The organism is Citrobacter sp. Cb028, from assembly GCF_030336705.1.
Taxonomy (GTDB): Bacteria; Pseudomonadota; Gammaproteobacteria; order Enterobacterales; family Enterobacteriaceae; genus Citrobacter; species Citrobacter braakii.
In genome coordinates this window covers 420496-444105 of the sequence record NZ_JAOWCZ010000034.1, presented here as the reverse complement: position 1 = coordinate 444105, position 23610 = coordinate 420496, and the positions used below count along the sequence as shown (strand labels likewise).

Sequence of the window (23610 nt, the reverse complement as noted above, 5' to 3'; positions counted from 1 at the left end):
TGCGAATAGCCTCACGAGGAAAACATGAGACTCTGGTTAGTACGTCATGGCGAAACCGAAGCCAATGTCGCTGGTTTATATAGCGGCCACGCCCCCACACCGCTAACGGAACGGGGGATCGCTCAGGCGCAAACGCTGGGTACGCTGTTACGCAATGTCCCTGTCGACAACGTTCTGTGCAGCGAACTGGAACGCGCCCGCCATACAACGCAGTTGATTCTGGCAGAACGTGAAGTTCCTGTGCGCAACATGCCTGAGCTTAATGAGATGTTTTTTGGTGACTGGGAAATGCGTCACCATCGCGATCTGGCGCGCGAAGACGCCGAAAATTACGCCGTGTGGTGTAACGACTGGCAGAATGCGACGCCCACCAATGGCGAAGGTTTTCAGGCGTTTTCCCAGCGAGTGGAACGTTTCATTGCCCAGCTTGCTGATTATAAAGCGTGCCAAAATCTGCTGGTGGTGAGTCATCAAGGCGTGCTGAGCGTGTTGATCGCCCGTCTGCTGTCCATGCCCGCTGCGGCAATGTGGCATTTCCGCGTCGAACAAGGCTGCTGGAGCGCAATTGATTTTTGTGACGATTTTGCGGTTCTGAAAGTGCTTAACAGCCGGGCCGTATGGCGCGACGGGGAGTGAAAGCGCTGTTTTTTATGCCGAAGGGCCTCTCTCCCATTGACACCCCATGACAGGCTGTTATTCTCCGCAGCCTGACTTTTCCCGCCCTTCAGAGCTTTGCAGAAATTGTTTTACAAAAATGGCGATGCATTCTGTGGCGTGGGGTGGGATGATAGCGCACTTCACAAGCGCATTCGGAGACATTTGTCCCGATATCGCCTCTGGTTCAGGTATACTAACAGACGTTTTTAACTCTTTTCACCCAGGGGGAACACTTGCAGGGTAAAGCACTCCAGGATTTTGTAATCGACAAAATTGATGACCTGAAAGGTCAAGACATCATCGCCTTAGACGTTCAGGGCAAATCCAGCATCACTGATTGCATGATTATCTGCACCGGTACATCCAGCCGTCACGTTATGTCTATTGCAGACCACGTGGTTCAGGAGTCCCGCACTGCTGGCCTGCTGCCGCTCGGCGTGGAAGGCGAGAATGTCGCTGACTGGATCGTCGTTGACCTCGGCGATGTGATTGTCCACGTGATGCAGGAAGATAGTCGTCGCCTGTATGAACTGGAAAAACTCTGGAGTTAATGCGTGAAGCTGCAACTTGTCGCTGTGGGTACGAAAATGCCTGACTGGGTACAAACCGGATTTACCGAGTATCTCCGTCGGTTTCCGAAAGATATGCCCTTTGAGCTGATCGAAATCCCGGCAGGAAAGCGCGGCAAGAACGCGGACATCAAACGCATTCTCGACAAAGAGGGTGAGCAGATGCTGGCTGCCGCAGGCAAAAACCGCATCGTCACCCTTGATATCCCGGGTAAACCCTGGGACACGCCGCAGCTGGCGACCGAACTGGAGCGCTGGAAACTGGACGGTCGTGACGTCAGCCTGTTAATTGGCGGGCCTGAAGGTCTCTCTCCTGCCTGTAAAGCCGCAGCGGAACAAAGCTGGTCACTCTCTGCATTAACCCTTCCACACCCTCTTGTTCGGGTTCTGGTTGCGGAGAGTCTGTACAGGGCGTGGAGCATTACCACCAACCATCCTTATCACCGTGAGTGATCATTGATTCTTGAGTAGATTAAGCAGCGGATGAAACTACAGAATTCTTTTCGCGACTATTCGGCTGAGTCCGCGCTGTTTGTGCGCCGGGCGCTGGTCGCTTTTTTGGGGATTTTGCTGCTAACCGGCGTGCTGATCGCCAACCTTTATAATCTGCAAATCGTTCGCTTCACTGATTATCAGACCCGTTCGAACGAAAACCGCATCAAACTGGTGCCTATCGCGCCGAGTCGCGGCATCATTTATGACCGCAACGGAATTCCTCTCGCCCTTAACCGCACCATTTATCAGATAGAAATGATGCCGGAAAAGGTAGACAACATTCAGGATACCCTCGACGCGCTGCGTAACGTCGTAGACCTGACGGACGACGATATTGCTGCCTTTAAAAAAGAGCGCGCCCGTTCACACCGTTTCACCTCAATTCCGGTAAAAACCAACCTGACTGAAGTTCAGGTCGCACGCTTTGCCGTGAATCAATATCGCTTTCCAGGCGTCGAAGTTAAAGGCTATAAACGCCGCTATTACCCATACGGCTCTGCGCTGACCCACGTAATTGGCTACGTATCGAAGATCAACGATAAAGACGTAGACCGCCTGGACAAAGACGGCAAGCTGGCTAACTACGCGGCAACGCATGACATCGGCAAGCTGGGTATTGAACGCTATTATGAGGACGTGCTTCACGGCCAAACCGGGTATGAAGAAGTAGAAGTGAACAACCGCGGCCGCGTCATTCGCCAGCTGAAAGAAGTGGCGCCGCAGGCCGGGCACGATATCTATCTCACCCTTGATTTGAAACTCCAGCAGTATATTGAAACGCTGCTGGCGGGCAGTCGTGCCGCCGTGGTGGTTACCGACCCGCGTACCGGTGGCGTTCTGGCGCTGGTATCTATGCCGAGCTATGACCCGAATCTGTTCGTGGATGGTATCTCCAGTAAAGATTACTCCGGGTTGCTCAATGACCCGAACACCCCCTTGGTTAACCGCGCCACACAGGGTGTTTACCCCCCTGCTTCGACGGTTAAACCTTACGTTGCGGTTTCTGCGTTAAGCGCAGGCGTCATCACCCGCAATACCGGCCTGTTCGATCCGGGCTGGTGGCAGCTACCGGGCTCTGAAAAACGTTACCGCGACTGGAAAAAGTGGGGGCACGGCCATCTGAACATCACCCGCTCACTGGAAGAGTCCGCGGATACGTTTTTCTATCAAATCGCCTATGATATGGGGATTGACCGGCTTTCAGAGTGGATGAGCAAATTTGGCTACGGCAAATATACGGGCATCGATCTTGCCGAAGAGCGCTCCGGCAATATGCCAACCCGCGAGTGGAAGCAAAAACGGTTTAAAAAGCCATGGTATCAGGGTGATACCATTCCCGTCGGCATCGGCCAGGGTTACTGGACAGCAACCCCAATCCAGATGAGTAAAGCGCTGATGATCCTTATCAACGACGGTTTGATAAAAGTCCCGCATCTGTTGATGAGCACGGCAGAAAACGGCAAGCAGGTGCCGTGGGTACAGCCGCACGAACCGCCCGTTGGCGATATTCATTCTGGTTACTGGGAAATCGCGAAAGACGGTATGTACGGTGTTGCGAACCGCCCTAACGGAACTGCGCATAAGTATTTTGCTGGCGCGCCTTACAAAATTGCGGCGAAATCCGGTACCGCGCAGGTCTTTGGCCTGAAAGCTAATGAAACCTATAACGCACATAAGATCGCCGAGCGTTTACGTGACCACAAGCTGATGACGGCCTTCGCCCCCTATGATAAACCCCAGGTCGCTGTCGCCATGATCCTTGAAAACGGCGGTGCGGGTCCGGCAGTGGGTACCATTATGCGCCAGATCCTTGACCATATTATGTTGGGCGACAACAACACCAATCTGCCTGCGGAAAACCCAGCGGTTGCAGCAGCGGAGGACCAATAATCGTGACGGATAATCCGAACAAAAAAACATTCTGGGACAAAATCCACATCGATCCCACAATGTTGCTTATTTTGCTGGCTCTGCTGGTTTACAGCTCACTGGTCATCTGGAGCGCCAGCGGCCAGGATATTGGCATGATGGAGCGCAAAGTCGGCCAGATCGCAATGGGCCTGGTCATCATGGTAGTGATGGCGCAAATTCCCCCCCGGGTGTATGAGGGCTGGGCGCCCTATCTCTATATCTTTTGCATCATTCTGTTGGTGGCGGTAGACGCCTTCGGCGCCATTTCCAAAGGTGCGCAGCGCTGGCTGGATTTGGGTATCGTGCGTTTTCAGCCTTCTGAAATTGCCAAAATCGCCGTGCCGCTGATGGTTGCGCGCTTTATTAACCGTGACGTTTGCCCACCATCGCTAAAAAATACCGCCATTGCGCTGGTGCTGATTTTTATGCCCACGCTGTTGGTCGCCGCCCAACCTGATCTCGGCACTTCAATTCTGGTCGCCCTTTCCGGTCTGTTTGTCTTGTTCCTTTCTGGTTTGAGCTGGCGCTTAATCGGCGTTGCGGTGGTTCTGGTCGCGGCGTTTATCCCGATACTGTGGTTCTTCTTGATGCATGATTACCAGCGTCAGCGCGTCATGATGCTGCTCGACCCGGAAACCGATCCGCTGGGCGCGGGTTATCACATAATTCAGTCTAAAATTGCTATTGGCTCCGGCGGGTTACGCGGCAAAGGATGGCTGCATGGTACTCAGTCGCAGCTTGAGTTTTTACCCGAACGCCACACCGACTTTATCTTTGCTGTCTTAGCGGAAGAGCTGGGTCTGGTGGGGATCTTGATTCTGTTGACGCTCTACATTTTGCTGATTATGCGCGGATTATGGATCGCTGCCCGCGCGCAAACCACCTTTGGTCGCGTCATGGCGGGTGGCTTAATGTTGATATTATTCGTTTATGTCTTCGTAAATATTGGTATGGTGAGCGGTATTCTGCCCGTGGTTGGGGTTCCACTCCCACTGGTCAGTTACGGAGGCTCGGCACTTATCGTGCTGATGGCCGGGTTCGGGATTGTTATGTCGATCCACACCCATAGAAAAATGTTGTCGAAAAGCGTGTAAGGGGTACGCAATGCGTAAGCAGTGGCTTGGTATCTGCATCGCAGCAGGAATGCTCGCGGCGTGTTCGAGTGATGATGGTCAGCAACAGGTTGCTGTCGCGCCGCAGCCTGCGGTGTGTAATGGTCCGATTGTTGAAATCAGCGGGGCCGATCCGCGCTTTGAACCCCTGAACCCAACGGCGAATCAGGACTACCAGCGTGATGGTAAAAGCTACAAAATCGTGCAGGATCCCTCCCGCTTTAGCCAGGCCGGACTTGCCGCTATCTATGATGCGGAACCAGGAAGCAACTTAACCGCGTCTGGCGAAGCGTTCGATCCGATGCAGCTGACCGCTGCGCATCCGACGCTGCCAGTCCCCAGCTATGCCAGAATTACCAATCTGGCGAACGGCAGGATGATCGTCGTGCGCATTAACGATCGCGGACCTTATGGCAACGATCGCGTGATTTCACTTTCGCGTGCCGCAGCCGATCGTCTGAACACCTCCAACAATACTAAAGTGCGTATCGACCCAATCATCGTCGCCCAGGATGGTTCATTGTCCGGACCGGGTATGGCTTGTACCACTGTCGCGAAACAAACTTATGCCTTGCCTGCGCGTCCTGATTTAAGCGGTGGCGGCAATATGGGAAGCATGCCTTCGCCATCAGATGCAGGTCAGCCGCAAGGCGATATTCGTCCGATCAGTAATTCCACGCTGAAAAGCGATGACCCAACCGGTGCGCCAGTAAACAGCAGTGGATTCCTCGGTGCGCCAACCACGCTCGCATCAGGCGTGCTGGAAAGCAGCGAGCCGACTCCGGCGCCGCAATCGACAACCACCGCACCGGTCACGTCAACCCCGCCGGCAACAACACCAGCAGCCGTCACAGCCCCTGCGCCTGCGGCAACTGCCAACGGACGCTATGTGGTTCAGGTTGGCGCAGTCAGCGAGCAGTCGCGCGCGCAGCAGTATCAAAAGCGTTTAAGCCAGCAGTTTGGCGTTCCTGGCCGGGTGGTACAAAACGGCGCAGTCTGGCGTATCCAGATGGGGCCGTTTGCCAGCAAAGCCGAAGCCTCCACATTGCAGCAGCGTCTTCAATCCGAGGCGCAATTACAGTCCTTCATCACCGGCGTGTAATAACGTAAATCAGGTATCTGAACTGTCAGTTTCTGTAAATGACATTAACAAAGTCACGCGGAAAGTCAGATGCCTGCCAGTTATGCATTTGCTATAGTAGGGCACTTTTTTAAATTTCATCACGGACGTCGTAGTTCAGACCATGAAGACCACTTTTTCCGCTCGTTTCGTGCAGCGTATGGCGCTCACCGCGGCTCTCTGCGCAGCCTCTCTCTCTGCTGCCCATGCCGATGACCTGAATATTAAAACCATGATCCCGGGTGTTCCGCAGATCGATGCGGAGTCGTATATCCTGATTGATTACAATTCAGGTAAAGTTCTGGCAGAACAGAACGCAGACACTCGCCGCGACCCCGCCAGCCTGACCAAAATGATGACCAGCTACGTCATCGGCCAGGCGATGAAAGCCGGGAAATTCAAAGAAACCGATCTGGTCACCGTCGGCAATGACGCATGGGCTACGGGCAACCCGGTCTTCAAAGGTTCATCGCTGATGTTCCTCAAGCCAGGCATGCAGGTTCCTGTTTCTCAGCTGATCCGTGGTATTAACCTGCAATCCGGAAACGACGCGTGCGTGGCGATGGCAGACTTCGCAGCCGGTAGCCAGGATGCTTTCGTCGGCCTGATGAACAGCTATGTGAATGCGCTGGGCCTGAAAAACACCCACTTCCAGACCGTTCATGGTCTCGATGCTGACGGTCAGTACAGCTCGGCTCGCGACATGGCGATGATTGGTCAGGCTCTGATTCGCGACGTGCCTAACGAATACTCTATCTATAAAGAAAAAGAGTTCACCTTTAACGGCATTCGTCAGTTAAACCGCAACGGCCTGCTGTGGGATAACAGCCTGAATGTCGACGGTATCAAAACCGGTCACACCGATAAGGCTGGCTATAACCTCGTTGCATCCGCAACCGAAGGCCAGATGCGTCTGATCTCCGCCGTTATGGGTGGTCGCACCTATAAAGGCCGAGAAACCGAAAGTAAAAAACTGCTGACCTGGGGCTTCCGTTTCTTTGAAACCGTGAACCCGTTGAAAGTGGGTAAAGAATTTGCCTCTGAACCCGCCTGGTTTGGTAACACCGATCGTGCGTCGTTAGGCGTTGATAAAGACGTCTACCTGACCATTCCGCGCGGCCGTATGAAAGACCTGAAAGCCAGCTATGTGTTGAACACCACTGAACTGCACGCCCCGCTGCAGAAAAACCAGGTTGTCGGCACTATCAACTTCCAGTTGGATGGCAAAACCATTGAACAGCGCCCGCTGGTGGTGCTGCAAGAAATCCCTGAGGGCAACTTCTTTGGGAAAATCATTGATTACATTAAATTAATGTTCCATCACTGGTTTGGCTAAAAATCGAACACTTGAAAGTGTGATTTACGTCCCCATATACTAGGTATCCAGATAACTCCCACGCGCAGTGGGAGTTATTATTTTTTGATGTAACGCCGGAGCTGACATGAAAACCAAACTTAACGAACTGCTTGAATTCCCTACTCCATTTACTTACAAAGTAATGGGGCAGGCGTTGCCTGAGCTGGTTGATCAGGTGGTTGAAGTGGTACAGCGCCATGCGCCAGGTGATTACTCTCCGACGGTAAAACCGAGCAGCAAAGGCAACTACCACTCGGTCTCAATCACCATCACTGCTACACACATTGAGCAGGTTGAAACGCTGTACGAAGAATTAGGCAATATCGATATCGTACGCATGGTGCTGTAAAAACCTGTCGGTTACCCGCTGCATCCCCGCTCGGGTAACCCCTCCCCCCTGTGATATACTTTTCCCCTCTTTAACATTCTCTACGGAGATGCCGTTTTGTATCAGGATAAAATTCTGGTCCGCCAGCTCGGTCTTCAACCTTACGAGCCAGTCTCTCTGGCCATGCATGAATTTACCGATACCCGTAATGAAAACAGTCATGATGAAATCTGGCTGGTAGAGCATTATCCTGTCTTCACCCAGGGTCAGGCAGGTAAAGCTGAGCACGTATTGATGCCGGGAGATATTCCGGTGATCCAGAGCGATCGTGGCGGTCAGGTGACCTACCACGGGCCAGGCCAACAGGTCATGTATGTGCTGTTGAACCTGAAGCGTCGTAAACTTGGCGTGCGCGAACTGGTTACGCTGCTGGAGCAAACCGTCGTGAATACCCTTGCCGAAATCGGCATTGACGCCCACCCGCGAGCCGATGCGCCTGGCGTATACGTGGGTGAGAAGAAAATCTGCTCTTTGGGATTACGTATCCGTAAAGGATGTTCATTTCACGGCTTAGCGCTCAACGTGGATATGGACTTGTCACCTTTCCTGCGAATCAATCCTTGCGGTTATGCCGGAATGGAGATGGCGAAAGTATCGCAGTGGGATAGCACAGCCACGACCGAGAGCATTCGCCCCCGCCTGCTGGCCAACATCTTCGCGCTGTTGGGTAACCCACCGCACGAGTACATCGCGGACTGAAAATACGGTCATACTTTGCCACGGCATATGTTGTGGCAAATGGCACAAAACAACAACTATTTTACATTTTGCCAGCCTGTCAGGCTGCTTTCTGGCCCGTTTCAATGATATACTGCGTATCACTAATTCAAAAATAGTTGATAAATGCAACATTCCTTTGAATTGAAACGCTTTCCTTCGTAATTCGCAACTGGAACACGCAAGCTATGAGTAAACCCATTGTGATGGAACGCGGTGTTAAATACCGCGATGCCGATAAGATGGCTCTTATCCCGGTAAAAAATGTGGCAACAGAGCGTGAAGCCCTGCTGCGTAAACCGGAATGGATGAAAATAAAACTGCCAGCGGACTCCACTCGCATCCAGGGCATCAAAGCGGCAATGCGCAAAAATGGCCTGCACTCTGTCTGCGAAGAAGCTTCCTGCCCTAACCTGGCTGAATGTTTCAATCACGGAACAGCAACCTTTATGATCCTCGGCGCAATTTGTACTCGCCGTTGCCCATTCTGTGACGTTGCCCATGGCCGTCCGGTTGCTCCTGACGCCAACGAGCCGTTAAAACTGGCTCAGACGATTGCGGACATGGCGCTGCGCTATGTCGTGATTACCTCCGTTGACCGCGACGATCTGCGTGACGGCGGCGCTCAGCACTTTGCTGACTGCATCACCGCGATTCGTGAGAAAAGCCCGTCGATTAAAATCGAAACGCTGGTGCCTGACTTCCGTGGCCGTATGGATCGCGCGCTGGATATCCTCACAGCCACGCCGCCGGACGTGTTTAACCACAACCTCGAAAACGTACCGCGTATTTATCGTAATGTACGCCCTGGGGCTGACTACAACTGGTCGCTGAAGCTTCTGGAACGCTTCAAGGAAGCGCACCCGGAGATTCCGACCAAATCGGGTCTGATGGTGGGTCTGGGTGAAACCAATGCTGAAATCATTGAGGTCATGCGCGACCTGCGTAGCCATGGCGTGACCATGCTGACGCTGGGGCAGTATTTACAGCCAAGCCGCCATCACCTACCGGTTCAACGCTATGTAAGCCCGGATGAGTTCGATGAGATGAAAGCAGAAGCCATGGCTATGGGCTTTACCCACGCTGCTTGCGGTCCATTCGTGCGCTCTTCATACCATGCTGACATGCAGGCCAAAGGGCTGGAAGTGAAGTAATCGTGTAATACTCACTTACATATCAGCAATAAAAAACCGGCAAATCGCCGGTTTTTTTTCATGCAGAGTTTGCAGTATTACTCTTTATGAGAAAGCTTCTCAGCCTGAACGCTACCATCAGCCTCTTTCTTGGCATCGGCATTATCGTCGTTCATTGCTTTCTTGAAGCCCTTGATTGCCGTCCCCAGGTCTCCACCCAGAGTACGTAACTTCTTGGTACCAAACAGCAGAACAACCAGTGCGGCAACCACCAGCAGTTTGGTAATACTAATCTCACCCATAGATACCTTCTTGACTTAAACCAGGCTACATAAAGCGCCATATTAACCTGAGAATATTAACGGCCTTTCGACGCGCGCACACAATAGCAATCTGTAACAAGGTGAATCAAGCCTTGTTTAAAAAAACGTCATAATAATTGCGGTGGCGCAAAGCGTCGGTTACTTAACACCGGAAGTTGTGCCCTGACCTGCCTTACCCGCTCGGCGGAAACCTCGGCCATAATGAGCGCGGGCGTTTCAGCCGCCGCCGCAATAGTCACGCCAAAGGGATCGATGACCCGGCTTTGGCCGATATTCTTGTTACCGCATTCTCCAGCCGCAACCAGATAACACGTGGCATCCAGCGCTCTTGCCGCCAAAAGCGTGGCCCAATGATGCTCTTTTAACGATCCCCGCACCCAAGCCGCAGGTAAAACGAGAATCTCAGCCCCCTGCAACGCATGCGCCAGCGCCAGCTCAGGGAAGCGCAGGTCATAGCAGGTCATTAGCCCTACTTTTAATCCGCCTACGTCCAGCAGCGGCGCTATGGCGTCCCCTGCATCGACATTACGTGACTCCTGAATCGAAAAGGCGTCATAGAGATGTAATTTAGCGTAATGGGCCACTACCCGACCAGCCCGTAGCGCCACCAGCATGTTAAATGCCCGGCCTGGCACAGAGGGAACATGAATCGTCAGGATTGTCGTCATCTCATTTTGTGCGCTTTCTCGCAACAAATGCGTCAGAAACCCGCCTTCCAAAAGCTGAGCTGATTTCACTGACAGGTCAGGGTCTAAATCGTCACGCGCCAACAATGCCTCCGGTAATACCAGTAGCGACGCCCCCTCTCCAACAGCCTGAGACATCAGTAAGGCGCAGGTTTCTGCATTTTTTTCCCATGAAGGTCCCACGGCAAATTGCCCTGCTGCAACGAACATATTCCCTCCAGAAAACTTTGTTAAGCTCGCCAACAACAATTATTCAGCGTTACACTCACCCTCTATACAATCAAATAGCAGGATTACGCAGTGTTACAACTCCTTTTAGCGGTTTTTATCGGTGGTGGCACAGGTAGCGTAGCAAGATGGATGTTGAGTATGCGGTTTAACCCGCTGCATCAGGCCATTCCATTCGGTACGCTGGCTGCAAACTTACTTGGCGCATTTATCATTGGTATGGGTCTGGCATGGTTTAATCGCATGACAAATATTGACCCAATGTGGAAAGTGCTGATTACTACTGGCTTTTGCGGGGGACTGACAACGTTTTCCACTTTCTCTGCTGAGGTAGTGTTTTTACTGCAGGAAGGACGCTTTGGTTGGGCTATGGTGAATGTACTGGTTAATCTGTTGGGATCATTCGCGATGACCGCCCTGGCATTCTGGTTGGTATCTGCTTCTCCCGCACATTGAAGCGAAAAAAACCCGCAATTAAGCGGGTTTTGAATGCTTGCTGTCGTATGCTTACAGAGCGATTACGTTTGCAGCAGAAGGGCCTTTGGCACCGTTAGTGATTTCGAACTCTACACGCTGACCTTCAGCCAGAGTTTTAAAACCATTGGTCTGGATTGCAGAGAAGTGTACGAACACATCTTTGCTGCCATCTTCCGGAGTAATGAAACCGAATCCTTTGGACTCATTAAACCACTTAACGTTACCTTTAATCTTAGACATCAAAATTACCTTTACATGAAAAATAGACACAAATGCTGTGTCGGGTATCAGTACAACAATTGTGGTGCACTTTGTCCAGTCGAACTTTATCAAAAAGTGATAAATGTCGCGTTATTTTTCAGTTAAATTTCCTATCACTATGTTTTTAAAAGGCTTTCCAATAAACCACCTGACAATACAGGTAGTCCATCAAAACTGGAACCGCATCCACGCAAAGTAGACGTTGCCGTTGTTATACGTTCCAGGAATGTAGGTCATCTGAAACGTTGCCGGACCATAACCAATTGATGCCAGCGGTAACAGCACCGGTACCGGAATGTAGTTCCAGTTATCACGCGCGGTGAAACCGGCGGTAAAGCCGAGACCTGTATGGAAGTTTTCATCAGCCAGCGGTCGCCAGGTTTTTTCCCAGCCATAGCCGCCAATGGGTTCCCATTTATTGTAGGAATCCTTAAACGCCATGATATAAAGTCCGTGCCAGTTACCTTTATCATCCCAACGGGATTGACCAAATCCTGCACCCCACGGCCGTTCATTGTAGCGATCCGTTTTTTCTTTATCGTAGGCAAAACGCGCATGCCAGGTAATAGCAGGTACATACAGATCATAATATTCCGGCTGCTGCCAGGTTTCACTGACATTATCTTTAAAAGTAGCAAACCAGCCTTTATCTTCAGCAGCAGCCTGGGAAGTGAAAGCTAACTGAATAAAAATAAATGAAAAAATGAGAAAATATCGTTTAGCGAAAATCACAACTTAATTACCATCCTGGGATTTATTATTAATTTTAGCAAACCCAACCTTAATGTCAGCTTAACAAAAATGCGCAAATAAAAAATCAGAATATTCCTCAGCCTATAACCTACCCCTTTATTTACTGAGCCATTTCATAGGAACTATTTTCTCTTTATTGCCAATAAATTGTGCTTTCCTGCGGCGAGAGTTAAATAACATCACAATAAATTAACAATAAAGCATCAATGTCACCACAAAACACACACACCAACGCTGCGCTTCACAGTTTTTTATTGTGATATTCTTTTTTTAATCGCGATGCTGAAAAAACGGCTTAGCCATCGCTTGAATCCGTATTTTTATTGATTTCAATCAGCAAGAGTTATCGGTTTATTAGGCACATTCTGTCACCACTTTTTACTTTTTTTAGTTTTTTAACTTTCTGGGCAGCAATGCGACAGGGGAAACAATGTTGACATTTATTGAACTCCTTATTGGAGTTGTGGTTATTGTGGGTGTAGCGCGCTACATCATTAAAGGTTATTCCGCGACAGGCGTACTGTTTGTCGGCGGTCTGGTTTTGCTGATTATCAGTGCGTTGATGGGCCATAAAGTTTTGCCGTCTAGCGCGGCAACGACGGGCTATACGGCAACAGACATTGTTGAATATATTAAAATTTTGCTGATGAGCCGTGGCGGCGATCTCGGCATGATGATTATGATGCTGTGTGGTTTTGCCGCCTACATGACGCATATTGGCGCGAATGATATGGTGGTTAAGCTGGCCTCTAAGCCGCTGCAGTATATCAATTCACCTTATCTGCTTATGATTGCCGCCTATTTTGTCGCCTGCCTGATGTCCCTGGCGGTCTCTTCAGCAACCGGTCTGGGCGTATTGCTGATGGCGACATTGTTCCCGGTCATGGTTAACGTTGGGATTAGCCGTGGCGCCGCAGCGGCCATTTGCGCCTCCCCAGCCGCTATTATTCTTTCGCCAACATCCGGTGATGTAGTGCTGGCTGCAAAAGCCGCGGAAATGCCGCTGATCGATTTCGCGTTTAAAACCACGCTGCCAATTTCCATTGCCGCCATCATTGCTATGGCGATTGCCCACTTTTTCTGGCAGCGTTATCTGGATAAAAAAGAGAACATTTCTCATGAAATGTTAGATGTGGCTGAAATTACCACTACCGCCCCGTCGTTTTACGCCATCTTGCCATTTACCCCGATCGTTGGCGTCCTGATTTTCGATGGAAAATGGGGCCCACAGCTGCATATCATTACAATTCTGGTGCTGTGCATGCTCATCGCTGCTGTACTGGAGTTCGTACGAGGATTCAACACCCAGAAGGTTTTCTCGGGTCTGGAAGTCGCCTACCGTGGTATGGCGGATGCCTTTGCTAACGTGGTGATGCTGTTAGTCGCGGCGGGCGTTTTTGCCCAGGGTCTGAGCACAATCGGCTTTATTCAGAGTCTGATTTCTATCGCCACCTCGTTTGGCTCCGCGAGCATTATTCTGATGCTGGTACTGGTGATCCTGACTATGCTGGCGGCAATGACCACGGGGTCCGGTAACGCACCGTTCTATGCCTTCGTTGAGATGATCCCGAAACTGGCGCACTCTTCTGGCATTAACCCGGCTTACCTTGCTATCCCGATGCTGCAGGCATCAAACCTTGGACGCACAATCTCTCCGGTCTCCGGTGTGGTTGTCGCTGTCGCAGGGATGGCAAAGATCTCTCCGTTCGAAGTAGTGAAACGTACCTCGGTTCCGGTACTGGTTGGACTGCTGGTTGTGATTATCGCAACTGAAGTGATGGTGCCGGCGACGTCCGCCCTGATTGGCGGTTAACGATAACTGTCAGTATCTGACCTTGATACGCAAAATCATTTAAGCTGCATCAAGGCGGCAAGTGAAGACATCCCCAGTACCATAGATAATTATGTGACTGGGGTTTCTTCACGCAGCCCACAAAGAGGCAGCTTCAAGGATGACGTGAATTATCCGCCGTGATAAATACGCTGCGGCCTCCCCACCTTACCGTGAATAATCTCCGCAATAATCAAATGACGGCTGGCACAGTACTCCAGGTAGCGCCTGGAGGTGGTACGGCTGATAGTGAGCGCCTGGGCGATCGTTTCCGCAGTATGATGTACCGTCGGATCGGCAAATAATTTCAACACCGCATTCAGCGTTAACGCATCAATTCCGGTCGGCAAATCGCCTTTCGGTTCGCCGCGCGCATAAGCATTAAACATTTCATCAATCTGCTTTTGACTGGCGCTGTCATTACCGGCCAACATGCGTCTGCGCTGTTGATAACGCGTCAGCGTCTGTCCCAGGCGCTCGTAGGCAATGGGTTTGACCAGATAATCAAACGCGCCGCTGCGCACGGCCTCGGAGACCGTTTCCATGTCGCTGGCCGCCGTGGTAAACACCACGCCCCCCGGATAACGCGTCTGGGTTAGCTCATGCAACAACGTAATTCCCTTGCCGTCCGGCAAGTAGTTATCGAGCAGAATCAAACCGGGCTTAAAACGCTCAATCATCATCCTCGCTTGCGCAAGATTACCCGCCAGCCAAATCTGGCTGAAGCCGGGTATATGGCGGATATATTCAGCATGCATTTCCGCCAGTAGCGTTTCATCCTCAACGATCAATAGCGTTAATGGTTCCGTCATTATTTTTTTTCACTTTCGGAAGAAATAAAGAAAATAAGGTGCCGCAGGGGGAGTTATCTTCGAGTGTAATCACCCCGTTACAGCGCCTCACATAACTTGCAATCAGATACAAACCGATGCCATGTTCACCTGGTTCATCGGTACGGGTGCTCACACCCTGTTCAAATATTTTTTCACGCAATGCTTCCGGTACACCGCATCCCTGATCGGCAACTTCGATGATCACGTCATCCCCTTCATCGCTCAAATAGAGTTCGACGATCTTGTTGCCTTGCTGGGTGCGCAAGCTCGCTTCAAATGCATTATCAAGCAGATTGCCAACAATTGCTGCAAACTCTGTGCTATCCAGCCCCTCAGGGAGTTGATGCAGTTGACTGCCAGGAACGATAGTCATAGTGAGGCCCAGTTCACGCGCACGCTGCACCTTGCCAAACAACAGACCGGCTACCTGACGATCGGCAAACGCGCCGCGCAGGCTGTCAATCAGTTGCTGTTGCGCCTGCGACTCCCCCTGCACCATTGCCAGCACCCGGTCATACTCTTTCATTTGCAGCAGGCCATTAATGGTCGACATCCAGTTAAGGTGTTCATGACGCAGCGTTCTCAGGCTCTCTACATACTGTTTGATCTGCGTTAATTGCGCATTAAGAGTAGCAATTTCATCTTTACTACGAAAACTGATGATTGCCCCAAGCAGTTCATCGCCGGAGCGAATCGCCTCACGGTTAGCGATAACGCTCAGGCCATTAAAGTTCACCATCGCGTCCTGTCGTTTTTCCGCAATCTGCTGGGTGAAAAAGTCAGTCGGCTGAACCACTTCACTAACCGGTTTTCCAAGCCACTTTCGCCCTGGCGAAGACAGCCCCAGCATTTTCCTCGCGCTGCGGTTTATTGCGGTGATATACCCATCAGGGTCCACGGCGATCAAACCTTCATATACCGAGCTGAATAGCGCTTCCTGCTGACGCACTACCCGCGCGATTTGCTTAGGCTCCATCCCCAACATCTGCCGGCGAATATGGGCGGCAAATAACCAGGAGAGCAGCATAAGTACCAGCAACAGCAGGATAAACACCCCTGCCATTGGGAGTAAAAAGTCCGATCGCCAGCTATCGATTTTACTGATCAGATAGCCAATTGAGACCACGCCAATGATTTTGCCATCGTCATCAAAGATGGGCGTTTTGGCGCGCATCGCCATCCCAATGGACCCTTTGCCGGTAATAAAGTAACTTTCCCCTCTTTCCAGCGCGCCGGGTTTGGTGAACTGCATCGGGTAGCCAATTTTTTCCGGATTTGGGTGGTAAAGGCGGACAGAGTTGGTATCCCCGATCACCACATAGTCGAAGTCAGTCCCGCTCTGCAGTTTGTCGGCAATGGTCGCCAGACGCTTGTAATCACGATGCTTCACCGCCGCGATGATACTGTCGTTAGAGGCGATGATTTTGGCCTGGTTCATCGCCATATCGCGGACATGCGTTGCCAGATAATCTTCAAAACTGGCGGTAAAGTATTGTGCTAACGCGGCGATAATAAAAACAGAAACGACCAAAATAAGCAGAAAGATACGCAATGGAAACGCCAGACTGCGAAAAAAAGGAAACCGTGTTTTATTTTTCTGCTCTGCCATATTTCTTCCTCAGCGACGATACCCGAAACTTATTTCTCATTGTAGTTGTAATAAAAATGTTTTATTTGCAAGTCGCGGTATAAAACAGGATCGTTGCAGATTCCCCACCTTAAATCAATTAAACAAATTAAAACCACACGCTATTTCGGAGTTAAATTAATTAAAAAACTTAAAACCATAAAACACATTAAAACCTTCTAACTTATTGTGAAATAAATCAAAAATTACCTCCAAAATACTCCTTACGATGTATGCAGCAGGGAAAAAAAGAAATACTCCGTAATAAAAAAACATTCCCTTCAATTGCAAACAAGAAGTTATCAGGTTGCTAAACAGAGCAACAAAAACAGAAACCCAGTAACAAATATAGCATCGGGGCTCTATTCACTATGTTCGGTAATAATATATTCACGCAAGTTAAACGCTCAGAAAATAAAAAGATGGCGGCTATCGCGCAATTTCTGAAAGAGAATGATTTGAGCGTTGATACAACTGTCGAAGTATTTATCACCGTCACCCGTGATGACCGCCTGATTGCCTGCGGCGGCATTGCCGGCAATATCATAAAGTGCGTCGCCATCTGCGAATCCGTAAGGGGTGAAGGCTTAGCGCTGACGCTGGCGACCGAGTTAATCAACCTCGCCTATGAGCGCCACTGTACGCACCTCTTCATCTATACCAAAACCGAGTACGAGTCGCTGTTTAAGCAGTGCGGTTTTTCTACGCTGACCAGCGTTCCCGGCATTATGGTGCTGATGGAAAACAGCACTACACGTCTGAAACGTTACGCTGAATCACTGGCGAAACAGCGCCATGAAGGGAAAAAAATTGGCTGTATCGTCATGAACGCCAACCCCTTCACCAACGGACATCGTTTTCTGATCCAACAAGCAGCCGCGCAATGTGACTGGCTGCATCTGTTTTTGGTGAAAGAAGATACCTCGCGTTTTCCGTATGAAGACCGACTGGATCTGGTGCTTAAAGGGACAAAAGACATTCCACGTTTAACCGTTCATCGCGGTTCGGAATACATCATTTCCCGCGCCACGTTCCCGTGCTACTTCATCAAAGAGCAGAGCGTTATTAACCACTGCTATACCGAAATAGACCTGAAAATCTTCCGCCAGTATCTGGCCCCGGCTCTTGGCGTCACGCACCGCTTCGTCGGTACCGAGCCGTATTGCACCGTCACCTCCCAGTACAACAACGATATGCGCTACTGGCTGGAGACCCCAACGCTTCCCGCCCCACCGATTGAACTGGTGGAAATTGAGCGGCTGTGCTTCCAGGAGATGCCGATTTCTGCCTCCTGGGTGCGCAAGCTGCTGGTTAAAAAAGATCTCACGGCTATCGCATCCCTGGTCCCTGACGCCACGCTGCACTATCTGCAAAGCATGGTTGAGCGGGCCTCATCGGGTGCGGCAGTCCGCCAAAATACCCCCGCATTAGCAACAGGTGAAAAATGAAAATAAACCAGGCAGCCGTCGCAGGCACACTCGAGTCCGGTGATGTGATGATTCGCATCGCCCCACTCGATTCGCAGGATATTGACCTGCAGGTTAACAGTAGCGTCGAAAAGCAGTTCGGTGATGCCATCCGGGCCACCATTCTGGACGTTCTGTCCCGCTACAACGTACGCGGCGTGCAATTAAATGTTGATGATAAAGGCGCACTGGACTGCATTTTACGTGCGCGACTGGAAGCACTACTGGCCCGCGCTGGCGGTATTCCTGCACTGCCATGGGAGGATTGCCAGTGATTAGTGAATCTTTGCAGCAACGTAAAACCCGTACCCGCCGCAGCATGCTGTTCGTACCGGGCGCCAATGCCGCCATGGTCAGCAACTCGTTCATCTATCCGGCAGATGCGCTGATGTTCGACCTGGAAGACTCCGTCGCGCTGCGCGAGAAAGATACTGCTCGCCGTATGGTGTACCACGCGCTGCAGCATCCTCTGTATCACGACGTTGAAACTATCGTGCGCGTAAACGCCCTCGACTCCGAATGGGGCATTAACGATCTCGAAGCCGTGGTACGCGGCGGCGCTGACATCGTGCGTTTACCGAAGACCGATACCGCGCAGGATGTCATCGACATCGAAAGCGAAATCCTGCGTATCGAGAAAGCCTGTGGCCGTGAGCCAGGCAGTACCGGTCTGTTAGCCGCCATCGAATCGCCGTTAGGCATTACCCGTGCGGTAGAAATTGCCCACGCTTCCGAGCGCCTGATCGGTATTGCACTGGGTGCGGAAGATTATGTGCGTAACCTGCGCACTGAGCGCTCTGCGGAAGGGACTGAACTGCTGTTTGCCCGCTGCTCTATTTTGCAGGCGGCACGCTCTGCCGGCATTCAGGCGTTCGACACCGTTTATTCCGATGCCAACAACGAAGCGGGTTTCCTGCATGAAGCCGCACACATCAAGCAACTGGGTTTTGACGGTAAGTCGCTCATCAACCCGCGCCAGATCGAGCTCCTGCACAACCTGTACGCGCCGACACGCAAAGAGCTGGCTCACGCGCGCCTGGTCGTGGAAGCCGCTGAAGCCGCCGCTCGCGAAGGCCGTGGCGTAGTTTCCCTGAACGGCAAAATGGTCGACAGCCCGGTTATCGAGCGCGCCCTTCTGGTTATCTCCCGTGCAGAACTTTCCGGCATTCGCGAAGAATAAGGCAAAAAAATGACGCAGAAAATCGAACAGTCTCAACGCCAGGATCGCGTGGCGACCTGGAGCCGTCATGCAGAAAGTGAGCTTTCCGCTTATCAGAGCACCGCAAAAGTAGAATTACAGGCGCAAAAACCGCGCGACAAGAAGCTGTGCGCTAACCTAGAAGACGCCATTCGTCGTTCAGGTTTACAGGATGGCATGACCATCTCTTTCCACCACGCTTTTCGCGGTGGCGATCTGACGATTAACCTGGTGATGGACGCCATCGCCAGAATGGGCTTTAAAAATCTGACGCTGGCCTCCAGCTCCCTGAGCGACTGCCATGCTCCGCTGGTTGAGCACATCCGTCAGGGCGTGGTCAGCCGTATTTACACCTCCGGGCTGCGTGGCCCGCTGGCGGAAGAGATCTCGCGTGGCCTGCTGGCCGAGCCTGTGCAGGTCCACTCCCATGGCGGCCGTGTACACCTGGTGCAAAGTGGCGAACTCAGCATTGATGTGGCGTTCCTCGGCGTACCGTCCTGTGACCAGTTTGGTAACGCTAACGGCTATACCGGTAAAGCGTGCTGTGGTTCACTGGGCTATGCCCGCGTCGATGCCGAAAATGCAAAACAGGTTGTCCTGCTGACTGAACAGCTGCTGACCTATCCGCATAACCCGGCCAGCATTACGCAGGATCAAGTGGATCTGATTGTACAGATCGATCAGGTCGGCGATGCGGACAAAATCGGTGCTGATGCGACACGCATGACCACCAACCCGCGTGAACTGTTAATTGCCCGTAGCGCGGCAGACGTCATTGCTAACTCCGGTTACTTCAATGAAGGCTTCTCACTGCAGACAGGAACCGGCGGCGCTTCTCTGGCCGTTACTCGTTTCCTGGAAGACAAGATGCGCAGCCGCGATATCCGTGCTGACTTCGCGCTGGGCGGCATCACCGCTACCATCGTTGACCTGCACGAAAAAGGCCTGATTCGCAAATTGCTGGACGTACAGAGCTTTGACCGTAACGCGGCTGAGTCGCTGGCCCGCAATCCAAACCACATTGAGATCAGTGCCAACCAGTATGCCAACTGGGGCTCAAAAGGCGCCTCCGTCGATCGTCTGGACGTCGTGGTGCTGAGTGCGCTGGAAGTTGATACCAGCTTCAACGTTAACGTACTGACCGGTTCTGACGGCGTACTGCGCGGCGCATCCGGCGGTCACTGCGATACTGCGGTTGCCGCTGCGCTTTCCATCATTGTCGCTCCGCTGGTTCGCGGACGCATCCCGACGCTGGTTGATAACGTCCTGACCTGCGTAACCCCGGGCTCCAGCGTAGACATCCTGGTCACTGACCACGGTATCGCCGTTAACCCTGCGCGTCCGGAACTGGCTGAACGTCTGAAAGAAGCCGGTATGAAAGTGGTGTCCATTGAATGGCTGCGCGAACGTGCACAGCAGCTCACCGGTCAGCCACGCGCTATCGAATTCACCGACCGCGTGATTGCCGTTGTGCGTTACCGCGATGGCTCGGTGATTGACGTTGTGCATCAGGTGAAGGAATAAGCCATGCGCCTGCTCCCTGAACACGCCACCCAACACGCGGTTTCGATTCCCGAGCTGCTCGCCAGCCGGGATGAGAGACAAGCAAGGCAACATGCCTGGCTGACGCGTCATCACGCGCCACTGGTCTCGTTTACCGTGGTCGCACCGGGTCCGATTAAAGACAGCGCATTAACCCGTTGCATCTTTAATCACGGCGTCACCGCCCTGCTCGCGCTGGCGGAAAAATCCACCTGGATTATCAGGGAGCAAACGGCGCTGGTTTCTGCCAGCGGTCCGGAAGGTCTTTTGTCTATTGAGGCCCCGGCCCACGATCTCAAGCTCGCCACGATTGAACTTGAGCATTCACATCCGCTGGGACGGTTATGGGACATCGATGTCCTGACCCCTGAAGGGGAAATTCTGTCCCGGCGTCATTTCGCACTCCCTGCCCGCCGCTGTCTGCTGTGCGAGCAAAGCGCTGCCGAATGTGCGCGGGGTAAAACCCACGCGCTTTCCGACTTACTCTCTCAGATGGAGGCTCTGCTGCATGATGCCGATTCCCGCAACATCAACCAATAACGCAGTCCTTCCTCTGGATCTGCCTGACGCTTACGCAACGCTTGCGTGGCGGGCCATGTTGACTGAAGTCAACCTGTCGCCCAAACCGGGTCTGGTGGATCGTATTAACAACGGCGCACATAAAGATATGGCGCTGGAAGATTTTCATCGCAGCGCTGAGGCAATTCAGGCCTGGCTGCCGCGTTTTATTGAATATGGGGCGTTTAGCGCACAGCTGTCGCCTGAAGATGTGTTGAAAGGACTGCGCCCACTGGGTATGGCCTGCGAAGCCGATATGTTTCGCGCCACCGAGGGGGTAAACACCCATAAAGGGAGCATCTTTTCACTGGGGCTGCTGTGTGCCGCCATTGGCCGCCTGCACCAGCTCCAACTGACTGTTACCGCTGAAACCCTTTGCTCTACGGCAGCAACATTTTGCCGTGGCCTGACCGAGCGCGAACTGCGCCAGAACAATCAACAACTCACGGCTGGCCAACGTCTTTATCAGCAACTGGGATTAACCGGCGCACGGGGCGAAGCCGAAGCGGGATACCCGCTAGTCATCCAGCATGCCCTGCCGCACTACCGCGCACTGCTGACTCAGGGCCGCGATCCTGAACTGGCGCTACTCGACACGTTATTGCTGCTGATGTCTATCAATGGCGACACCAACGTGGCTTCACGTGGCGGCGCAGACGGTCTGCGCTGGCTACAGCAGCAGGCCACAACTCTATTGCAGCAAGGGGGGATTCGCACCCCTGCCGATCTCGAATACCTGCGCCAGTTCGACCAACAGTGCATTGAACGCAACCTCAGCCCAGGAGGCTGCGCCGATCTGCTGATCGTCACCTGGTTCTTAGCTCAGATTTCACAAGTTCATCATTATCACAATTAAAGATCCTTTCCGGAGAATCACACACATGTCTTTAGCAAAAGATAAAATATGGAAATTACTGGCCCCATTGGTCGTAATGGGCGTCATGTTTCTTATCCCTGTCCCTGATGGAATGCCCCCGCAAGCCTGGCACTATTTTGCCGTTTTCGTGGCAATGATTGTTGGGATGATCCTGGAGCCAATCCCGGCAACAGCGATAAGCTTTATCGCCGTAACGATCTGTGTCATCGGCAGCAACTATCTGCTGTTTGATGCTTCAGAGCTGGCCGACCCGGCGTTTAAAGCGGGTAAGCAAGCGCTGAAGTGGGGTCTGGCAGGCTTCTCCAGCACTACCGTGTGGTTGGTGTTTGGCGCGTTTATCTTCGCGCTGGGCTATGAAGTCACCGGTCTGGGTCGTCGTATCGCGCTGTTCCTGGTAAAATTCATGGGTAAGCGCACCCTGACGCTGGGCTACGCGATTGTCATCATCGACATTCTGCTGGCGCCGTTTACACCGTCCAACACCGCGCGTACTGGTGGTACCGTATTCCCGGTTATCAAAAACCTGCCGCCGCTGTTTAAATCATTCCCGAACGATCCGTCCGCGCGCCGTATCGGCGGATATCTGATGTGGATGATGGTAATCAGTACCAGCCTGAGCTCCTCTATGTTCGTTACCGGTGCTGCACCTAACGTGCTGGGTCTGGAATTCGTCAATAAAATTGCCGGTATTCAAATCAGCTGGTTGCAATGGTTCCTCAGCTTCCTGCCGGTTGGTATTATTTTGCTGATCGTTGCTCCGTGGCTGTCCTATGTTCTTTACAAGCCAGAAGTTACTCACAGTGCTGAAGTTGCCGCGTGGGCTGGTGATGAACTGAAAACCATGGGTAAACTGACGCGTAAAGAGCTGACCCTGATCGGTCTGGTTCTGCTCAGCCTGGGTCTGTGGGTCTTTGGCGGTAAACTGATTGATGCGACCGCTGTGGGTCTGCTGGCAGTCTCGCTGATGCTGGCGCTGCACGTTGTCCCGTGGAAAGACATCACCCGTTATAACAGCGCATGGAACACCCTGGTTAACCTCGCCACGCTGGTCGTTATGGCGAATGGTTTAACCCGTTCAGGCTTCATCGACTGGTTCGCCAACACGATGAGCTCGCACCTGGAAGGCTTCTCGCCTAACGCGACCGTGATCGTTCTGGTGCTGGTGTTCTATTTTGCTCACTACCTGTTTGCCAGCCTTTCCGCACACACCGCCACCATGCTGCCGGTTATTCTGGCCGTCGGTAAAGGCATCCCGGGCGTTCCGATGGAACACCTGTGTATCCTGCTGGTACTGTCCATCGGTATCATGGGCTGTCTGACTCCGTATGCAACTGGCCCTGGCGTTATTATTTACGGCTGCGGTTATGTGAAGTCCAAAGACTACTGGCGTCTGGGTGCTATCTTCGGCGTTATCTACATCTCTATGCTTTTGCTGGTCGGCTGGCCGATTCTGGCAATGTGGAGCTAATCATTCGGGTTCCCGCCTGATGA

The 23610-nt window shown here is 52.1% G+C and carries 25 protein-coding genes; 19 read left to right on the top strand and 6 right to left on the bottom strand.

Features of this window, described 5'->3' with window-relative positions; translation table 11 throughout:
* Positions 1 to 24: 24 nt before the first annotated feature.
* From OGV75_RS11595 to lipA, 10 genes are all read left to right on the top strand, one after another.
* Positions 25 to 636, top strand: a complete 612-nt coding sequence (locus OGV75_RS11595) for an adenosylcobalamin/alpha-ribazole phosphatase (RefSeq protein ID WP_046274589.1) — start codon at positions 25 to 27, stop codon at positions 634 to 636.
* 254 nt (positions 637 to 890) lie between these two features.
* Positions 891 to 1208, top strand: a complete 318-nt coding sequence (rsfS, locus tag OGV75_RS11590; RefSeq protein WP_200010817.1) for a ribosome silencing factor — start codon at positions 891 to 893, stop codon at positions 1206 to 1208.
* Positions 1209 to 1211: 3 nt separating this feature from the next.
* The gene (gene rlmH, locus OGV75_RS11585) at positions 1212 to 1679 is read left to right on the top strand and encodes a 23S rRNA (pseudouridine(1915)-N(3))-methyltransferase RlmH (protein ID WP_003022725.1); all 468 of its coding nucleotides are present in this window, start codon (positions 1212 to 1214) and stop codon (positions 1677 to 1679) included.
* A gap of 30 nt (positions 1680 to 1709) precedes the next feature.
* The gene (mrdA, locus tag OGV75_RS11580; RefSeq protein ID WP_016152233.1) at positions 1710 to 3611 is read left to right on the top strand and encodes a peptidoglycan DD-transpeptidase MrdA; all 1902 of its coding nucleotides are present in this window, start codon (positions 1710 to 1712) and stop codon (positions 3609 to 3611) included.
* 2 nt (positions 3612 to 3613) lie between these two features.
* Positions 3614 to 4726 (top strand): peptidoglycan glycosyltransferase MrdB, encoded by a 1113-nt coding sequence (gene mrdB / locus OGV75_RS11575; RefSeq protein WP_006685529.1) that lies wholly within the window; start codon positions 3614 to 3616, stop codon positions 4724 to 4726.
* A gap of 10 nt (positions 4727 to 4736) precedes the next feature.
* The gene (gene rlpA, locus OGV75_RS11570) at positions 4737 to 5846 is read left to right on the top strand and encodes an endolytic peptidoglycan transglycosylase RlpA (RefSeq protein WP_286480688.1); all 1110 of its coding nucleotides are present in this window, start codon (positions 4737 to 4739) and stop codon (positions 5844 to 5846) included.
* Positions 5847 to 5988: 142 nt separating this feature from the next.
* Positions 5989 to 7200 (top strand): D-alanyl-D-alanine carboxypeptidase DacA, encoded by a 1212-nt coding sequence (dacA, locus tag OGV75_RS11565; RefSeq protein ID WP_003022711.1) that lies wholly within the window; start codon positions 5989 to 5991, stop codon positions 7198 to 7200.
* A gap of 106 nt (positions 7201 to 7306) precedes the next feature.
* Complete coding sequence (gene ybeD / locus OGV75_RS11560) at positions 7307 to 7570, top strand: DUF493 family protein YbeD (protein WP_003022706.1); 264 nt, start codon at positions 7307 to 7309, stop codon at positions 7568 to 7570.
* A gap of 96 nt (positions 7571 to 7666) precedes the next feature.
* Positions 7667 to 8308, top strand: a complete 642-nt coding sequence (gene lipB, locus OGV75_RS11555; RefSeq protein ID WP_049269751.1) for a lipoyl(octanoyl) transferase LipB — start codon at positions 7667 to 7669, stop codon at positions 8306 to 8308.
* Between the two features lie 206 nt (positions 8309 to 8514).
* On the top strand, positions 8515 to 9480 hold the full coding sequence (gene lipA / locus OGV75_RS11550) for a lipoyl synthase (RefSeq protein WP_003022702.1): 966 nt from the start codon (positions 8515 to 8517) through the stop codon (positions 9478 to 9480).
* A gap of 77 nt (positions 9481 to 9557) precedes the next feature.
* On the opposite strand, the gene tatE is transcribed toward lipA, so the two are convergent.
* Together tatE and OGV75_RS11540 are read right to left on the bottom strand one after the other, a co-directional pair.
* Entirely contained in the window at positions 9558 to 9761 is a 204-nt protein-coding gene (tatE, locus tag OGV75_RS11545) for a twin-arginine translocase subunit TatE (RefSeq protein ID WP_016152230.1), read from the bottom strand.
* A gap of 128 nt (positions 9762 to 9889) precedes the next feature.
* A complete protein-coding gene (locus OGV75_RS11540) occupies positions 9890 to 10678 on the bottom strand; it encodes a deaminated glutathione amidase (RefSeq protein WP_286480687.1) in 789 nt (262 codons plus the stop codon).
* Between the two features lie 90 nt (positions 10679 to 10768).
* On the opposite strand from OGV75_RS11540, the gene crcB reads away from it, so the two are divergent.
* Positions 10769 to 11152, top strand: coding sequence for a fluoride efflux transporter CrcB (gene crcB, locus OGV75_RS11535; RefSeq protein ID WP_003831281.1), 384 nt, complete (start codon positions 10769 to 10771; stop codon positions 11150 to 11152).
* Positions 11153 to 11203: 51 nt separating this feature from the next.
* On the opposite strand, the gene cspE is transcribed toward crcB, so the two are convergent.
* Positions 11204 to 11413, bottom strand: a complete 210-nt coding sequence (gene cspE, locus OGV75_RS11530; protein ID WP_000034825.1) for a transcription antiterminator/RNA stability regulator CspE — start codon at positions 11411 to 11413, stop codon at positions 11204 to 11206.
* Between the two features lie 189 nt (positions 11414 to 11602).
* Entirely contained in the window at positions 11603 to 12166 is a 564-nt protein-coding gene (pagP, locus tag OGV75_RS11525) for a lipid IV(A) palmitoyltransferase PagP (RefSeq protein WP_353622580.1), read from the bottom strand.
* Between the two features lie 451 nt (positions 12167 to 12617).
* On the opposite strand from pagP, the gene dcuC reads away from it, so the two are divergent.
* Positions 12618 to 14000, top strand: coding sequence for an anaerobic C4-dicarboxylate transporter DcuC (gene dcuC, locus OGV75_RS11520; protein WP_016152227.1), 1383 nt, complete (start codon positions 12618 to 12620; stop codon positions 13998 to 14000).
* Between the two features lie 149 nt (positions 14001 to 14149).
* Here dcuC and dpiA read toward each other — a convergent pair whose 3' ends face one another.
* Complete coding sequence (gene dpiA / locus OGV75_RS11515; RefSeq protein ID WP_016152226.1) at positions 14150 to 14830, bottom strand: two-component response regulator DpiA; 681 nt, start codon at positions 14828 to 14830, stop codon at positions 14150 to 14152.
* A complete protein-coding gene (gene dpiB / locus OGV75_RS11510) occupies positions 14799 to 16460 on the bottom strand; it encodes a sensor histidine kinase DpiB (protein ID WP_046274583.1) in 1662 nt (553 codons plus the stop codon). The genes dpiA and dpiB overlap by 32 nt, the downstream gene beginning before the upstream one ends.
* Positions 16461 to 16849: 389 nt before the next feature.
* On the opposite strand from dpiB, the gene citC reads away from it, so the two are divergent.
* From citC to citT, 7 genes are read left to right on the top strand one after another with little or no spacing between them, the layout of a single operon-like run.
* Positions 16850 to 17926 (top strand): [citrate (pro-3S)-lyase] ligase, encoded by a 1077-nt coding sequence (citC, locus tag OGV75_RS11505; RefSeq protein ID WP_016152224.1) that lies wholly within the window; start codon positions 16850 to 16852, stop codon positions 17924 to 17926.
* Positions 17923 to 18219, top strand: a complete 297-nt coding sequence (gene citD / locus OGV75_RS11500) for a citrate lyase acyl carrier protein (protein ID WP_003831276.1) — start codon at positions 17923 to 17925, stop codon at positions 18217 to 18219. Before citC ends, citD begins: the two co-directional genes overlap by 4 nt.
* On the top strand, positions 18216 to 19124 hold the full coding sequence (locus OGV75_RS11495; RefSeq protein ID WP_019076252.1) for an aldolase/citrate lyase family protein: 909 nt from the start codon (positions 18216 to 18218) through the stop codon (positions 19122 to 19124). Before citD ends, OGV75_RS11495 begins: the two co-directional genes overlap by 4 nt.
* A gap of 9 nt (positions 19125 to 19133) precedes the next feature.
* Entirely contained in the window at positions 19134 to 20666 is a 1533-nt protein-coding gene (citF, locus tag OGV75_RS11490) for a citrate lyase subunit alpha (RefSeq protein WP_016152222.1), read from the top strand.
* 3 nt (positions 20667 to 20669) lie between these two features.
* Positions 20670 to 21224 (top strand): citrate lyase holo-[acyl-carrier protein] synthase, encoded by a 555-nt coding sequence (gene citX / locus OGV75_RS11485; RefSeq protein ID WP_200013839.1) that lies wholly within the window; start codon positions 20670 to 20672, stop codon positions 21222 to 21224.
* Positions 21193 to 22098, top strand: a complete 906-nt coding sequence (gene citG, locus OGV75_RS11480; protein ID WP_137352690.1) for a triphosphoribosyl-dephospho-CoA synthase CitG — start codon at positions 21193 to 21195, stop codon at positions 22096 to 22098. The genes citX and citG overlap by 32 nt, the downstream gene beginning before the upstream one ends.
* A 25-nt stretch (positions 22099 to 22123) precedes the next feature.
* Entirely contained in the window at positions 22124 to 23587 is a 1464-nt protein-coding gene (gene citT, locus OGV75_RS11475) for a citrate/succinate antiporter CitT (protein WP_016152219.1), read from the top strand.
* The last annotated feature ends 23 nt before the right edge of the window (positions 23588 to 23610 follow it).

What these genes read in the sequence shown, in the direction of transcription:
- dcuC (WP_016152227.1), top strand. Translation starts at nt 12,618, where the DNA reads ATGTTGACATTTATTGAACTCCTTATTGGAGTTGTGGTTATTGTGGGT.
- lipA (WP_003022702.1), top strand. Translation starts at nt 8,515, where the DNA reads ATGAGTAAACCCATTGTGATGGAACGCGGTGTTAAATACCGCGATGCC.
- dacA (WP_003022711.1), top strand. Translation starts at nt 5,989, where the DNA reads ATGAAGACCACTTTTTCCGCTCGTTTCGTGCAGCGTATGGCGCTCACC.
- mrdA (WP_016152233.1), top strand. Translation starts at nt 1,710, where the DNA reads ATGAAACTACAGAATTCTTTTCGCGACTATTCGGCTGAGTCCGCGCTG.
- ybeD (WP_003022706.1), top strand. Translation starts at nt 7,307, where the DNA reads ATGAAAACCAAACTTAACGAACTGCTTGAATTCCCTACTCCATTTACT.
- citD (WP_003831276.1), top strand. Translation starts at nt 17,923, where the DNA reads ATGAAAATAAACCAGGCAGCCGTCGCAGGCACACTCGAGTCCGGTGAT.
- tatE (WP_016152230.1), bottom strand. Translation starts at nt 9,761, where the DNA reads ATGGGTGAGATTAGTATTACCAAACTGCTGGTGGTTGCCGCACTGGTT.
- citC (WP_016152224.1), top strand. Translation starts at nt 16,850, where the DNA reads ATGTTCGGTAATAATATATTCACGCAAGTTAAACGCTCAGAAAATAAA.
- cspE (WP_000034825.1), bottom strand. Translation starts at nt 11,413, where the DNA reads ATGTCTAAGATTAAAGGTAACGTTAAGTGGTTTAATGAGTCCAAAGGA.
- dpiA (WP_016152226.1), bottom strand. Translation starts at nt 14,830, where the DNA reads ATGACGGAACCATTAACGCTATTGATCGTTGAGGATGAAACGCTACTG.
- OGV75_RS11595 (WP_046274589.1), top strand. Translation starts at nt 25, where the DNA reads ATGAGACTCTGGTTAGTACGTCATGGCGAAACCGAAGCCAATGTCGCT.
- citT (WP_016152219.1), top strand. Translation starts at nt 22,124, where the DNA reads ATGTCTTTAGCAAAAGATAAAATATGGAAATTACTGGCCCCATTGGTC.
- rlpA (WP_286480688.1), top strand. Translation starts at nt 4,737, where the DNA reads ATGCGTAAGCAGTGGCTTGGTATCTGCATCGCAGCAGGAATGCTCGCG.
- citF (WP_016152222.1), top strand. Translation starts at nt 19,134, where the DNA reads ATGACGCAGAAAATCGAACAGTCTCAACGCCAGGATCGCGTGGCGACC.
- citG (WP_137352690.1), top strand. Translation starts at nt 21,193, where the DNA reads ATGATGCCGATTCCCGCAACATCAACCAATAACGCAGTCCTTCCTCTG.
- OGV75_RS11540 (WP_286480687.1), bottom strand. Translation starts at nt 10,678, where the DNA reads ATGTTCGTTGCAGCAGGGCAATTTGCCGTGGGACCTTCATGGGAAAAA.
- citX (WP_200013839.1), top strand. Translation starts at nt 20,670, where the DNA reads ATGCGCCTGCTCCCTGAACACGCCACCCAACACGCGGTTTCGATTCCC.
- dpiB (WP_046274583.1), bottom strand. Translation starts at nt 16,460, where the DNA reads ATGGCAGAGCAGAAAAATAAAACACGGTTTCCTTTTTTTCGCAGTCTG.